The 12,215-nt window shown below is 68.3% G+C and carries 15 protein-coding genes and 1 tRNA gene; 4 read left to right on the top strand and 12 right to left on the bottom strand.

What is annotated here, in order from left to right; all coding sequences use genetic code 11:
* Window positions 1-8 precede the first annotated feature (8 nt).
* The 9 genes from MUN78_RS16410 to MUN78_RS16370 all read right to left on the bottom strand — a co-directional run bounded on the left by MUN78_RS16410 (window position 9) and on the right by MUN78_RS16370 (window position 4,739).
* Window positions 9-383, bottom strand: coding sequence for an HNH endonuclease (locus tag MUN78_RS16410; RefSeq protein ID WP_244727858.1), 375 nt, complete (start codon window positions 381-383; stop codon window positions 9-11).
* 133 nt (window positions 384-516) lie between these two features.
* On the bottom strand, window positions 517-1,041 hold the full coding sequence (locus MUN78_RS16405) for a hypothetical protein (protein WP_244727856.1): 525 nt from the start codon (window positions 1,039-1,041) through the stop codon (window positions 517-519).
* Window positions 1,041-1,874 (bottom strand): PD-(D/E)XK nuclease-like domain-containing protein, encoded by an 834-nt coding sequence (locus tag MUN78_RS16400; protein WP_244727854.1) that lies wholly within the window; start codon window positions 1,872-1,874, stop codon window positions 1,041-1,043. The genes MUN78_RS16405 and MUN78_RS16400 overlap by 1 nt, the downstream gene beginning before the upstream one ends.
* Before the next feature lie 319 nt (window positions 1,875-2,193).
* Window positions 2,194-2,427: a hypothetical protein gene (locus MUN78_RS16395; RefSeq protein ID WP_244727853.1), complete on the bottom strand. Its 234-nt coding sequence runs from the start codon at window positions 2,425-2,427 to the stop codon at window positions 2,194-2,196.
* Window positions 2,424-2,798, bottom strand: a complete 375-nt coding sequence (locus MUN78_RS16390) for a hypothetical protein (RefSeq protein WP_244727851.1) — start codon at window positions 2,796-2,798, stop codon at window positions 2,424-2,426. Before MUN78_RS16390 ends, MUN78_RS16395 begins: the two co-directional genes overlap by 4 nt.
* 72 nt (window positions 2,799-2,870) lie before the next feature.
* Window positions 2,871-3,041: a hypothetical protein gene (locus MUN78_RS16385; protein WP_244727849.1), complete on the bottom strand. Its 171-nt coding sequence runs from the start codon at window positions 3,039-3,041 to the stop codon at window positions 2,871-2,873.
* Between the two features lie 204 nt (window positions 3,042-3,245).
* On the bottom strand, window positions 3,246-3,575 hold the full coding sequence (locus tag MUN78_RS16380) for a hypothetical protein (protein WP_244727847.1): 330 nt from the start codon (window positions 3,573-3,575) through the stop codon (window positions 3,246-3,248).
* A 700-nt stretch (window positions 3,576-4,275) separates the two neighbouring features.
* Window positions 4,276-4,497 carry a helix-turn-helix transcriptional regulator gene (locus tag MUN78_RS16375; RefSeq protein WP_244727845.1) on the bottom strand — a complete coding sequence of 74 codons (222 nt, stop codon included), beginning with the start codon at window positions 4,495-4,497 and terminating at the stop codon, window positions 4,276-4,278.
* The gene (locus tag MUN78_RS16370; RefSeq protein ID WP_244727843.1) at window positions 4,494-4,739 is read right to left on the bottom strand and encodes a helix-turn-helix domain-containing protein; all 246 of its coding nucleotides are present in this window, start codon (window positions 4,737-4,739) and stop codon (window positions 4,494-4,496) included. The genes MUN78_RS16375 and MUN78_RS16370 overlap by 4 nt, the downstream gene beginning before the upstream one ends.
* A gap of 79 nt (window positions 4,740-4,818) precedes the next feature.
* On the opposite strand from MUN78_RS16370, the gene MUN78_RS16365 reads away from it, so the two are divergent.
* The 3 genes from MUN78_RS16365 to MUN78_RS16355 are packed head-to-tail and all read left to right on the top strand — an operon-like array spanning window position 4,819 to window position 6,814.
* The gene (locus tag MUN78_RS16365) at window positions 4,819-5,208 is read left to right on the top strand and encodes a helix-turn-helix domain-containing protein (protein WP_244727841.1); all 390 of its coding nucleotides are present in this window, start codon (window positions 4,819-4,821) and stop codon (window positions 5,206-5,208) included.
* An 8-nt stretch (window positions 5,209-5,216) separates the two neighbouring features.
* Window positions 5,217-5,666: an ImmA/IrrE family metallo-endopeptidase gene (locus MUN78_RS16360; protein ID WP_244727839.1), complete on the top strand. Its 450-nt coding sequence runs from the start codon at window positions 5,217-5,219 to the stop codon at window positions 5,664-5,666.
* On the top strand, window positions 5,666-6,814 hold the full coding sequence (locus MUN78_RS16355) for a site-specific integrase (RefSeq protein WP_244727837.1): 1,149 nt from the start codon (window positions 5,666-5,668) through the stop codon (window positions 6,812-6,814). The genes MUN78_RS16360 and MUN78_RS16355 overlap by 1 nt, the downstream gene beginning before the upstream one ends.
* Window positions 6,815-6,894: 80 nt before the next feature.
* On the opposite strand, the gene MUN78_RS16350 is transcribed toward MUN78_RS16355, so the two are convergent.
* A tRNA-Tyr gene (locus MUN78_RS16350) sits at window positions 6,895-6,976 on the bottom strand.
* An 88-nt stretch (window positions 6,977-7,064) separates the two neighbouring features.
* Here MUN78_RS16350 and MUN78_RS16345 point away from each other — a divergent pair.
* Window positions 7,065-7,529 (top strand): GNAT family N-acetyltransferase, encoded by a 465-nt coding sequence (locus MUN78_RS16345; RefSeq protein ID WP_244727835.1) that lies wholly within the window; start codon window positions 7,065-7,067, stop codon window positions 7,527-7,529.
* A gap of 85 nt (window positions 7,530-7,614) precedes the next feature.
* Here the strand turns inward: MUN78_RS16345 and MUN78_RS16340 are convergent, their stop codons facing one another.
* Both MUN78_RS16340 and MUN78_RS16335 read right to left on the bottom strand, forming a co-directional pair.
* Window positions 7,615-11,346, bottom strand: a complete 3,732-nt coding sequence (locus MUN78_RS16340; protein ID WP_244727834.1) for a proline dehydrogenase family protein — start codon at window positions 11,344-11,346, stop codon at window positions 7,615-7,617.
* Between the two features lie 73 nt (window positions 11,347-11,419).
* On the bottom strand, window positions 11,420-12,211 hold the full coding sequence (locus MUN78_RS16335; protein WP_244727832.1) for an ABC transporter ATP-binding protein: 792 nt from the start codon (window positions 12,209-12,211) through the stop codon (window positions 11,420-11,422).
* Between the last annotated feature and the right edge of the window lie 4 nt (window positions 12,212-12,215).

The raw sequence follows: 12,215 nt of genomic DNA, 5'->3' as shown, positions 1-12,215 counted from the left end.
CTCCTCTCTCAAAACGGTTGCTCCTTGACCTCTTCGCGGCCCCCGAAGTCGTCCAGGTAGTAGCGCCCACCATCCGGATAGATCACGGGTGTGACGAGCGCCCTGAGCGCCGTCTTCGCATGCGTGGAGTCCGACCGGAGCCGCACCCCACGCCGTTCCAGATCGGCCCTCAGATCGCCTTCCGCGTCCTCCTTATGGCCGTTGCAAAGCCCACAGGCCGCCAGCAGATTCGACAACCGATCCAACACCCCGGACCGTGCTCCACCATGCCCCCGGTTCGCGCGATGATCCGCACACGACGCCTCAACCAGGCAGCCGTCCAGGCGGAGAACGCAAAGGCCGCCATCCCGTTCCAGGACAGCGGCCGTCGTCTTCTTCGGCAAACTCATGACGGTTCGCAGAAGTCGTGCCCGAACAGCGACGCTTTCCCGCAATAGATGCAGTGGGCGCGACTGACCGGGTGACGCACACCGCATTCGCCGCAGTGCACGATCGGGATACCTGTCTGGGTCGTAGTCACGTCAGCTCCTGCTTTCGTGCGTCCTTCAGCCCGGACAGGTCGGCCGCGTACCCGGCCTGTTGGACCGCGGCCCACGCCTTCTGCAGTTCCTCCATAGTCGACGCTGCCTGCAGCCATGCGGCGGCAGCATCCCTCGTCGTGAGCGGCTGCACCGTGAACGGCTCCTTGCGCCCCCGAGTCACCGTCAGCATGATCGTCTTCGGCTCGTCAATGTGGGACAGGTGGCTGATCTTGATGCCGCCTACCTCGTACTTCCCGAACTTGACCGTGGGATCCCCATAGAGGCGCAGCGAGCGGCCGATATAGGAAGAGACGCCGTTGCCCCAGATGCCGATGAGGACGCGCCGCATCGACAGGTTCGGCTTGTACGGACGCCCCGGGAACTCCGTCAGATGCAGTTCGAGAGGCTGATCAGTTTCGAGGACGCGAACGTCGCTCACGGTCACGGTCTTCGGACCGGCGATGTAGTCGTCGTAGTTCTGCTGGTCCGACTTCGGTTGGATGATCTTCGAGATGTCCATCAGAGGTGAATCTCCTCGCTCTCGTAGTTGTCTTGGTAGTCGTAGACCGCAGCCATGGGCGGTTCCACGACGTGCTCCCCGGACGGGTAGCCGGGCCAGATCCCGGCAGCCATGCACTCGGCGTACACCCGCCTGGCCTTCAGGGCTTTGTCACGCCCCATGTCGATGAAGTCGGACCGGAGGGTGCAGACGCTCACAAGGTAGGGTGCGCGCGTCTCTACGACGACGAACTTGAACTCGTCATCCCATCCCGAAGCCCACCTGAACACGTCCTCGTACATCGCGTCCTGCAGGTCATATCCGAACTTGAACGCGGTCCGGGCGAAGTCTTCCGGCTTGGCGGATCCTGCCGTGGTCTTGAGGTCCACGATCGGCCCACAGAAGCGGTCAGCACGTGCACGGACCCTCACCCCGGTTTCCGGGCAGGTCGCGAACGCTGACACCTCCGACGCCCCATCCCGCTCGAACAGGGCAGCAGCGTCGCGGTTCGCGAGGACCGCTTCAGCGATCGCGTTCGGCTTCTCAACCTCATGCCGAAGCATCGGGATCAGTCCTGCCGCACGTGCTGCTGCTTTCGCTTCCTGCGAGGCTTTCGTGCGCCAATTCTCGAAGTCCAGCACCTCGACACCCCACCCGGTGCCGAGAACCTTCGCATGCACGATCGACCCTAGATCGTAGGAGTCCTTGTGTTCCTGGTTGCCGTCGAGCACGACATGCTTGAACCGGGCCGGCGCGTCCAGGATCAGCTTCGCCCCGGTGGACGACAGCTCATCTTTCGGCGCATGATATTCCGCCTCCGGGAGGCCGTACACAAGCCCGTCACGCGTCACCATGAACCTTCTCCTCTCTGATCCTGTCCACCTCGTAGTCCGTGTACCGGTCCGCAGCTTCCTGCACCATGCAGTCGTCGCAGTCGCACCGGCGGTCCCGATCGTCCGGCACCCACCCCGCATCGAGACGGTCATGCCGAGACATCACGGCTCCTGTTCGGGCACTCACTGTTGCCCTCCCGAGTGAACGGGTTCCGGCACCGGCCACACATGTGCGGGCGGTCCGGCCGCTCCACCTCGTCCAGGAACAGGCCCGCACCAAACGAAAGACCCGGAGGATTCCACCCCCGGGTCTCGTTCAAAAACGTTGGCGTCTCAGACATCACGACACCACCTCCGGCACCGTCTGCTGCCACTCGCCATGAACGCCCACCCGCCACCAGGCGGTTTCCTTCGTGAACCGGGTCACCCACCCCATCGCATCGAGTACGCATCCCGGGTCGGCGCAGACCCAAACGGATGCGTGCGAACGTGTGTTGTCGTACCCATGGGGCTGGTTCGTAACGAGCACCTCGGACCGCCTGTGATCGCACTTCGCTTCGTCTTGCTTGCTCATGCTTCTTCTCCTATGTCTCGTATGGTGAGCCGCATCGACGCTGGCTCACCTCGCCGGTACACGATGACCGGCATTCTCTTCACCATGAACTCGTGCGTGTCATCCGGCACGATCTCCGCATCCACGAGCCCGTCGCAGAGCGCCTTCAGCGTCGGCACAGGGTTCTCGTCATCACGCCGCGTGCGGGTGCTCACGAACCATGTCAACACCACCTCGCAACGTGCCATCGTGGGAAGTACACGAGCCCGGGCGTGCATCAGGCCGCGAATCTCTTTCGTGAGTTTCGCGGCCTGCATGTGATGCATCCGATAGTTCAGCGACAGGGGCGGCTTCGCCCAGTCGAAATCGAAATGCCATTCACCGTCTGCCACGCCGCACCTCCCACAAGTACAAGACGCGCACGACGAGCAACGCCACAATCACGAACAACAGATCGCCGCCGTTCACGACAGCACCCACTCCAACGCCCAGATCCGCTGCGTCAACTCGCTCACCCGATCCACCCAGTACGCACGAGACGAGTCCTCAACAGCCATCTCCACGCACGAATCCGCATACGAACGATTCGCCCGCATCACCGCAATCTCCGCCCGCACCTCATCCATCGACTTCATCGCCACTCCCTCCTGAAAACTTGAGCGGGGTATGGGGACGCCGGTAGTTCCATCCGACGCCCCCTCATCTAGGTACGACCGCATACGCGACCCATCCCGTACGACAAACCCCGATGCCGCCGCCAGGTGACACACACCCGCGTCAACGCGCTATCGCGCCAGTACCCGTGCGCCGATCCGCGAGCGCACACACGGGCCAACCACCTAGAACGCCGGCGGCTCCTCGTTCAGCTCCACACGCAACCCATCAGGGTCATGCGTCCAGCGCGCAACTGCGCCGCGCGCAAAGCGGACCTCGCGAACGCCACCAACAAGGTTCAGCGACTGAGCGACCTCACCCGGAAGGGATACGCCCACCGGACGATCACCCTTCAGGAAGCGGTACATCTCATCTGCATCAGCCACGATCTCGCCGATAGTGCCCCGGACGTTCGTTGACATCCGAAGCTTGACCGCATGATTCAGGGCTTCCGTCCGAAGATGTGAATCACTTGCCGGCACGTCCATGAACGCGCTTCCGATCTCTGTAGCCATAACAACCACCTCTCATTTGCGGACCATCCGCCGTGGCGGTCAGGGTCACGATCCCTGCACGTCACCGGGTAACCCAGCCATGACGCGACAACCATGTACCGCCCGCACATAACCCGTGCCCGGTTCCCCGCGACTGCGAGGCCAAAACTTTGCGACAGGGACCTACCTGCCGACTTTCCACCACCGCACCCCTACGCCCCCACCACGAGACGATCAACAGGATCTAGCGAGATATTCAACGTCCGAACCTCTGGAACCGGGGCCGGGTGGCCATCGGAATTCAGTCGAACTATGTTCGTGGATCCGCCGCTTTCGACAGCGACGGACCCGAAAAAGGGAATGCTGTAGCCAGCCCTCCCCATCAGGAGGGATGAACCAGACGGTTCAGATCAGGTAGTGGCGACCTGCCACACGCGCGCCCTACGGCCACTCGGCGTCAGCCGGTAGATACCCGCGAACTCCACGCGGCCCTGCTCCACGAGCTCAGACCGAGCCGAACGCACTCGCTGCGGTGACCAAGGCCAAATGCGGGGAGAGTGGTACTCGAGAAGCTCGTGGTTAGCCAGCGGCCCCACGTCCTTGAGAATCGCGAACACGTACTCCTGAGACGGACACACGTCCACCGATCGGCCGGCGTCCACCGAAGTCACCGGATCCGACGACCGCGACCGCGACGCCGCACCATCCAAAACCATGCTGCTCATGACTCCTCCAATCCGAGCCGCTTGGCCCGATACGCGGCGACCTCAGACGGGATGAACGCATTCAGCCGCCCCTGCTTTTTCGGCCTCGGGAACTCCGGCTCACCGCGCTTGTGATCGAGCCGGTTGTAGACCGTTTGCACCTTCAGGCCGAGGAACTCCGCCACCTGCTTCGTGGTCCACGTCGGCTCAAAGCTCGTACCTGCATACCCGGTGCTCATGCTGCAACCGCCCCGAGTTCATCGACGCTCCGCGGCAGAAGAGAGCGGGCAGGAACCTCCAGCGCCGCTGCGATGATGAAGAGCTCATCAACCGTGAAGGGAGACTCCCCGCGAAGCTTGTTGGAGAGTCTCGAAGACGAGAACCCAGTCAAGCGGCAGATGTCCGACTGTCGTTTCCCGGCCCGGGCGATTGCTGCCCTGACCTCACCAGCGACCAGGTTTCGTTGCTTTTCCGTTCCCATGTGGATAACGGTAGGTCGCACCTGGGCACGTGTCAACCTGGGGTACTGTGTTTCCCGAAATTGATATAGGATTCCCTACATGGGAACAGACAAGGCATCAAATGCTCGAGACATCGGCCCGATGACGGTCGCTGTCGCCGAAGAGCTGAACGCGCTACTTGGCCGGCGGAAGGTCAGTGCCGCGCGCCTATCTCGTGAAGCCGGCATACCCCGCACCACCTTGCATAAGACATTGAATGCTCTGCGTGCTATCGATGTTGACGACGTACTTAAGATCTGCAACCACCTTGGCGAGGACACCGCAGATCTGATTGGCCGCGCCGAAGACCTGGTCATGATCCAGCGAATGCGCGACGTTGACGCGAATGTCGGTGGCACCAATGAGAATCCTGAGTCCCGGAAACAGAGCGACTTCGGCCTCGTCTCCCACCCCTTTACGGAGGAGACCGGCGAACTCATGGACGAATAGGAGACCCAATGCAGCGCCTCGTGACCTTCGCGGACTCCATCGCCGTCACATGGGAGTTCACCTTCGACCTCGACCCAAACCGCCCAGGCAACTACTCCGACGAAGCTCGGCACATCAAGATCCTCGACGGCATGACCTACATCAAGACCATCTGCTCATTTGCGCACGAGCTCGGACACGCGGTCCTCCGACACGTTGAGTCGATCTTCCCGCACGTGAACGAACGTCAAGAGCGAGCCGCCGACGAATGGGCGGCCCACTTCCTTATCGATGTTGAGGAGTACAAGTTAGCCGAGGCCAAGTACGGGAGTCGTACCGATTGGATCGCCCAGGAACTCGGCGTGCTCGAGCGACTCGTCATTGCCTTTGAAGGCACTCTCGACCGCCTCGGAGATGTCGTCTACCAAGGCTCGAGGATGGGACTCGGCCAGTACGTCGCTAAGTTCGAGGTTGCCTGATGGCGCGCCCGGCACTCCCCATCGGTGCATGGGGAGAGATCAACTACACCACCCGCTCTGGGAAGCCTGCCGCCTACGCGCGATTCCGCGACTATGACGGAGTGAGCCGCCCAGTTCTCCGCACTGGGGCGAGCAAGGCTAAGGCGAAGACGGCTCTCTTGGAAGCGCTCGCGGATAGATCGAAGCCCTCACTGGGCGACATCAACCGCGATACGAAGCTCCGAGAGCTTGCCGACATCTACGAAGCTGAGATGGAACGCGATTCGAAGCTCGGCCCCCAGACGAAGAACAACTACAAGTCGAAGCTGAAAACGATCCGTGTCGGGCTTGGCGGTGTGACCATTGCCGAGGCCACGCCGGCTCGGCTTGACCGGTTCGTGCAGGCTGTCGCCACGAAGCATCCTGGCGCAGCCCGGATGGTGCGGACCGTCTTGAAGAACATGATGATGCTCGCGGTGCTGCACGAAGCAGTAGACCGCAATCCCGTGGTGGAGACTCGGGCGGTTGCACGTGCAGTCCCGAACTTCAGCGCACTGCGCGCCCCGCAGCTCATGGAGATCCGGGTGCTGCTGCAGCAGTGGGATCGTAAGCCGATCGGCAGGCACCCGAGGAACGGGAGCCTGACGGACGCCACGGACATGTATCTCGCCACGGGCACGCGCACGGCCGAGCTCCTCGCGTTCGATTGGCCCTCGCTCGACCTACTCCAGGAACCTTACGAGGCCACGGTCGACAAGACCGTCATCAAGAACACGGCAGGCAAGCTCGAAATCCAGCACCACACGAAGAACCATCTGATTCGCCGGCTCGAGCTACCGAACTCGGTGGCCAGCATGCTCATCAGGCGACGCGTGAACGCTACCTGCGACCTCGTGTTCCCATCGCAGGCGGGAACGCTGCGCTGGCCGGATAGCTTGCGGCGGGACTGGCGGGACGCTCTCAGGGGATCGGAATACGAGGGCCTGAAGCTCGGGCTATACCGAAAGAGCGTCGCCACACACATCGCCGACCGGCTGGGCGTTGAAGCTGCCCGGGATCAGCTCGGGCACACTGGGCTTGCGAACTTGAAGTACTACGTGGAGCCGGCGAAACGGGGGCCTGAGGCGGCTGCCGTGATTGATGAACTTTTCCAGCAAAGCGCAGACTAAATGCACACTTGATCGCCGAAACTGGTCCAGAAACCAAGAAAGCCCGGTCAGATTTATGATCTGACCGGGCTTTTCTTGTGTGGCGGGTGAGGGATTCGAACCCCCGTAGGCAGTGCCAGCTGATTTACAGTCAGCCCCCTTTGGCCGCTCGGGTAACCCGCCATCGGTCGCGCGAGCACGACCAGGAGACCACATTACCGGCTCGCCGTCGCGAACGGAAATCGACCCGCAGGCGTGGCAGGATCGAGGCATGACGGCACTTCCCGCAGGACTCTCGCTCCGCACCGCGCACCGCATCGACGACATTCCGAGCCGCACCTTCTATGCGATCGCGCGACTGCGGCAGGAGGTGTTCGTCGTCGAGCAGGACTGCGTCTACCTCGACCTCGACGGTCGCGACCTCGAGCCGGGGACGGTGCAACTGTGGGTGGAGGACGCGACGGGCGGCATCGCCGCGACGATCCGGATCCTCGCCGAGGATGCCCAGGAACCCGGGCTCCGCAGCATCGGGCGGGTCGTCACGGCGCCCGCATGGCGGGGTCGCGGCGTGGCCGGGGCCCTGCTCGAGGCCGGCATCGCGGCCTGCGCGGGCCGTCCGATCCTGCTGCACGCCCAGTCGCATCTCGCGGAGTGGTACGCGCGTTTCGGCTTCGCGCCCTGCGGTCCCGGCTTCCTCGAGGACGGGATCCCCCACACCCCGATGCGCCGCGGCTGAGCCGTGCCCCCGAACGAGCGGCGGGCGCGGCTGACGCGGCCGAAGCGACAGACGCGGCGAACGCCGCAGTCGCGCCGAGTCGCCCTCACTCCTCCAGGCCGGGTACCGGGATGGCCAGCCCGTGCCGGTGCGCCCGAGCCGACACCGACTGCTCCCGCAGCAGGGTGAGGAGCTCGACGGGGCCGGCCATCGTCACGGGCTCGGCCCAGAGCGCCGTGCGGTCCAGACCGCCCAGCCATTCGGCCGCGCGCACGGGGTCGCCGCCGATGAGCCGCACCCGGTCGGCGCGCACGCCGTCCGATCCGACGGGACCGGCGACGGCGAGCCGTTCCACCCACGCGTCGTCGCGCTCGAGCGACACCTCGATCCCGAGCCGATCGAGCAGGCCGCCGAGCCCGGGCGGCAGCAGCACGCCCGTCGACACCGTGATGGGAGCGCGCACGAGCAGCGCGGCCGCGAGCACGCGCACGAGGGCCGCGAGCGGGCCGTGCTCCGCGAGCCGCACCTGCGTCTGCACCGGGTGGTATCTGACGAGGTTGCGCTCGATGCCGAGGCCGATCGCGTCGTGCTCCGCCCCGAAGCCGGTGCGCCAGACGAGGGCGTCGGCGAGGGCGGCGCGGCGCACGCCGTCGAAGTCCGCATAGTCGAGCACGGGCTGCGCCGCCTCGATGAGCAGCTGCACCTCGGGTTCGAGCCCCCGCAGGTGCAGCGTCTCGCTGCGCGTGCCCGCGCGGGGCTGCCAGGAGCCGAACGGCAGCAGACGATTGGGCCCGCCGCTGAGCGCCGGGAGTCCCATCACGGCGTCGTTCCATCCGCCGGAGGGGTGCCGCTCGACGCGGGCGCCCGTCGTCGGCCGGTTGAGCGCCAAGCCGGCGGCCTCGGCCCCGGCGATCCACTGCTCGACCTCGTGCGCGTCGGCGGACTGCAGCCCGGCGACCGCGCCGCTCCCCGCCGCGTTCTGCAGTTCGACGGCCTCGCCGAGGCTGCGCGCGTGGGCGATCCCGAGCACCGGCACGCCGCGCGCGTCGTCCCAGAAGGAGGACTCCGGCGCGACGCCGAGCCGCACGCCCGGCGACCACAGCCGGCCCTCGGCGTCGAGCCGCTGCGGCTCGACGAGCCAGCGCTCCCCGCGGCCCAGCTCGGTCAGCGCGGCCAGTCCTGCGGCGTCGGGCGGTGCGGGCAGCGGGCCGAGGTCGAAGGCGAGCGGGTCCTCGTCGCCCGGCCGAGCGGTGTCTCCGGGGCGCAGGGCGCGCACCGCGTCGGCGAGGCCCTCGCGGAAGCGCCGGGATCGGGCCACGCTGCCGACGAGGATCGCGGCGTGCGCGGCGCGGAGATCCGTCCCCGCGCCGCGGAAGGCGGAGGTCACGAGGTCGGCGATCGCCGCGTCGAGGTCGGCCGAGGGCGTGACGATGACGGCGCCGCGGGCGCGGAACCGGCCCTCGACGCGCAGGTCGGGGCGCGCGCGGGCGAGTGCCGTGGCCGCCGCGCGATCGCCGAGGATCACCGCGCGGTCGACCTCGCGGTGCGCGACGAGCTCCGTGAGCGTGCGCGTCTCGGCCACCGCTTCGAGGCGCACCGCGCCCGAGACGATCCCACCGGCCTCCCACTCCTCGAGCAGGATGCGAGCGGAGTCGGCGACGCGCTGCGGCACCGCCCAGAGCACGCCCGCTCCGGCACCGAGCGCGGCGAGCACGGCCTCGGCCTGAGCCGCGATCGGTGTCGCCGCGTCCGCGGCCACGAGCACGAGCCGCTCCGGCGCGAAGGACGCCCCGCGCACGGCCGCGAGGCCCTCGGCCAGCTGCCCGGTGTACCGGGCGGCGTCGACGAGGTCGTCGACCTCCGCGTCGAGCTCGGCCACCGGTGCGCCCGTGTCGGCCGCGAGCGCCTGCAGCAGGCGGTCGCGCGCGGCGACGACGGCGAGCGCCGCCCGCCGCAGTCGCGAGGCGCGGCCGCCGTGGGAGAGCCGGGTCCAGCGCTCCCCGTCCTCGCGCGCGTCCTGCGCGGCGCGCTCGGGGTCGAGATCCGCGGCGGAGAGCGCGACGGTGTCGTTGACGGGATCCCGCTCCTGCGCCGCGCCCGCGGCGCGATCGAGCAGCTCCCGCACCCACTCGCGGTTCGCCGGCACGCTCGCGTCCGTCCCCGGTTCGCCCGCGAAGCCCGAAGCGGACACGACGGGGATCGCGCGCGGCGGCACGAGGTCCGCGAGCCTCATCTCGCCGTCGGTTCCCCGGCTGAGTCCGAGCACCGCAGCGGTGAGCCCGCCGGTGTCGAAACGCACCGGCTCCTCCGGGGCGCGGTAGAAGAGCGCGCTGTCGCGCTCGCTCGGATCCCACTCCCTGGCGCGCAGCTGGGTGCGATGCGACGCGGGCGCGGGATCGACCGCGAACCGCGCCGCCGCCGCGAGCTCGCCGCGTGCCGCCGCGAGCGCCGCCGCCGGGGCGGCCTCGTCCTCCGCGAGCAGCGCGGCGAGGCGCGACACATCCGATGCCGGGTCCGCGGCCTCCGCGGCGAAGCCGACGAGCAGGTCGACCGCGCTGCCGAAGCGCTTCGGGGCGACCACGGGCAGCGCGATCCTCACGTCGATCCCGGAATCCGCGACGATGCCGGCGAGTCCGGTGGCGACGCCGCTGCGCAGTTGGAGGGAGGCGAGCTCCGCGCTGCGGCTCCGCTCGGCGAGTTCGCGCGCCGCGGCGAGCAGCACGGGGTCCTCCGTCGCGAGCACGGGTCTGAGCACCGCCGCGCGCCCGGGGTGCAGCGCGAGCTCGGCGAGACGCAGGAACTGGGCGCGGAGCTCCGCGCGATCCTCGATCACGGGCACCGGCAGCCCGCTCAGGATCGATGCGATGCGTTCGGCTCCGGCGACGCCCGCCACGCCGATGACCACCTCGGCCGCGGCGCCGCCGTCGGCGACCCGGCGCTGCGCCCAGCGGCTGATGCGGTCGTAGTGCTCGCGCGATTCGGGGAGCTCCGCGAGCAGCCGCACGCCGACGCGCGCGCGGTCGAGCTCCGGGTCGGCCAGCGCGCGACCGAGGAGATCGGGCACGAGCCTGGCCCAGCGCACTCTGTTCGGGGCGATGTGGATCGTGGTGCCGTGCTGCGCCGCGGCCTCGAGGATCGGGCGCAGCGCCCGGGCCGCGCGCGCGGTATCGGACTCCGCGGACCAGTCCGAGCCGCCGGGGGCGAGCCGCGCGGGATCGACCTGGAGGTGCCGCACGGCGGCGTGCGCGGCGAGGGAGGTGAGCCGCGCGGCCTCCGCCTCGGCCCCGGCGGGGCCGTGCACGGGCTCGCCGAGCGGCACGACGACGGTCGTCAGCCCGGCCTCCGCGTGCCGGCGGATCGCCTCGGCGAGGCCGGAGAGGCGACCGGGGTCGCCGCCCTCGGGCAGCCGGGCGGCGAGCACGAGCCCGGCGACCCGCTCCCGCAGCCACCGGCGGGCCACCGGCATCACCGCCCACGGCAGGCCGAGGGAGGTGGCGCCTCCGGCCCGCACGGCCAGCCGGTCCCGTACCGGCATCGAGCGCGGCACCTCCTGCGCGACCTCCCGCAGCCCCGCGGCCGACGCGAAGGCGTCGTCGGTGCCCGCGACGAGTTCGAGGAGCCGCCGGGTGAAGGCGAAGCTCTCGGGGTCCCCGGTCAGCCCGGCGAGCACCTCGGCCGGGGGCGCGGCGTCGGCCGCGTCCCGGGCCCGCGCGATCCAGGCCTCGGCGCGGTCGCCCGCCGCCTCGGCGAGCGCCGACCACGCCGCCGTCTGCTCCGCGACGGCGTCGAACCCCGGCACCGCCGTGCGCGACGCGGCGGCTGCTCCCTCATCGGCCATGTTCCACACTGTACGACGGGCCGCCGACGGGGGCGGCGAGGCGCACCGGCCCCGGGCGTCCTCCCAGGCTGGCCTACGCGAGCAGCGCGCGATCGTCGAGCTGCGCCCCCTTGATCTTCGCGAACTCGGCCAGGAGCCCGGGCACGGTGAGGCGCCGCTTCTCCTCGGCCGAGGCCTCGAAGACGATGTCGCCCTCGTGCATCATCACGAGCCGGTTGCCGAGACGCAGCGCCTGCTCCATGTTGTGCGTGACCATGAGCGTGGTGAGCCCGCCCTGCGAGACGATGCGGTCGGTGAGCTCGGTGACGAGCGCGGCGCGCTGCGGGTCGAGCGCGGCGGTGTGCTCGTCGAGCAGCAGGATGCTCGGATGGGTGAAGCCCGCCATGAGGAGGGACAGCGCCTGGCGCTGGCCGCCCGAGAGCAGGCCGACCTTCGCCGTGAGCCGGTGCTCGAGACCGAGTTCGAGGGCCGTGAGCTCCTCGCGGAACCGCGCCCGCAGCGCGCGGGAGAGCGCGAGGCCGAGCCCGCGGGGCTTGCCGCGGCGCACCGCGAGCGCGAGGTTCTGCTCGATCGTGAGGTCGGGCGCGGTGCCCGCCATCGGATCCTGGAACACCCGGCCGATGTACTTCGCGCGCTGGTGCTCCTTCAGCCGGTTGACGCGCTGGCCGTCGATCTCGATGACGCCGGCGTCGACCGCGTAGCGGCCGGAGATCGCGTTCAACAGCGTGGACTTGCCGGCCCCGTTCGAGCCGATGACGGTGACGAAGTCGCCCTCCTCGAGCGTCAGGCTGAGCCCGGCGAGCGCCCGGCGCTCGTTGACGGTGCCGGGGAAGAAGGTCTTCTCGATACGGTCGATGGTGAGCATGCGG

This window comes from Leucobacter allii, assembly GCF_022919155.1.
Classification (GTDB): domain Bacteria; phylum Actinomycetota; class Actinomycetes; order Actinomycetales; family Microbacteriaceae; genus Leucobacter; species Leucobacter allii.
The sequence above is the reverse complement of the archived record's forward strand: the minus strand, read 5'-3'. Positions and strand labels throughout refer to the sequence as shown.

Bases quoted from the DNA above. Each gene is read 5' to 3' on its own strand.
- MUN78_RS16335 (WP_244727832.1), bottom strand. From the start codon at position 12,211: ATGCTCACCATCGACCGTATCGAGAAGACCTTCTTCCCCGGCACCGTC.
- MUN78_RS16385 (WP_244727849.1), bottom strand. From the start codon at position 3,041: ATGAAGTCGATGGATGAGGTGCGGGCGGAGATTGCGGTGATGCGGGCG.
- MUN78_RS16380 (WP_244727847.1), bottom strand. From the start codon at position 3,575: ATGGCTACAGAGATCGGAAGCGCGTTCATGGACGTGCCGGCAAGTGAT.
- MUN78_RS16360 (WP_244727839.1), top strand. From the start codon at position 5,217: ATGCAGCGCCTCGTGACCTTCGCGGACTCCATCGCCGTCACATGGGAG.
- MUN78_RS16395 (WP_244727853.1), bottom strand. From the start codon at position 2,427: ATGAGCAAGCAAGACGAAGCGAAGTGCGATCACAGGCGGTCCGAGGTG.
- MUN78_RS16375 (WP_244727845.1), bottom strand. From the start codon at position 4,497: ATGAGCACCGGGTATGCAGGTACGAGCTTTGAGCCGACGTGGACCACG.
- MUN78_RS16365 (WP_244727841.1), top strand. From the start codon at position 4,819: ATGGGAACAGACAAGGCATCAAATGCTCGAGACATCGGCCCGATGACG.
- MUN78_RS16370 (WP_244727843.1), bottom strand. From the start codon at position 4,739: ATGGGAACGGAAAAGCAACGAAACCTGGTCGCTGGTGAGGTCAGGGCA.
- MUN78_RS16345 (WP_244727835.1), top strand. From the start codon at position 7,065: ATGACGGCACTTCCCGCAGGACTCTCGCTCCGCACCGCGCACCGCATC.
- MUN78_RS16355 (WP_244727837.1), top strand. From the start codon at position 5,666: ATGGCGCGCCCGGCACTCCCCATCGGTGCATGGGGAGAGATCAACTAC.
- MUN78_RS16400 (WP_244727854.1), bottom strand. From the start codon at position 1,874: ATGGTGACGCGTGACGGGCTTGTGTACGGCCTCCCGGAGGCGGAATAT.
- MUN78_RS16340 (WP_244727834.1), bottom strand. From the start codon at position 11,346: ATGGCCGATGAGGGAGCAGCCGCCGCGTCGCGCACGGCGGTGCCGGGG.
- MUN78_RS16405 (WP_244727856.1), bottom strand. From the start codon at position 1,041: ATGGACATCTCGAAGATCATCCAACCGAAGTCGGACCAGCAGAACTAC.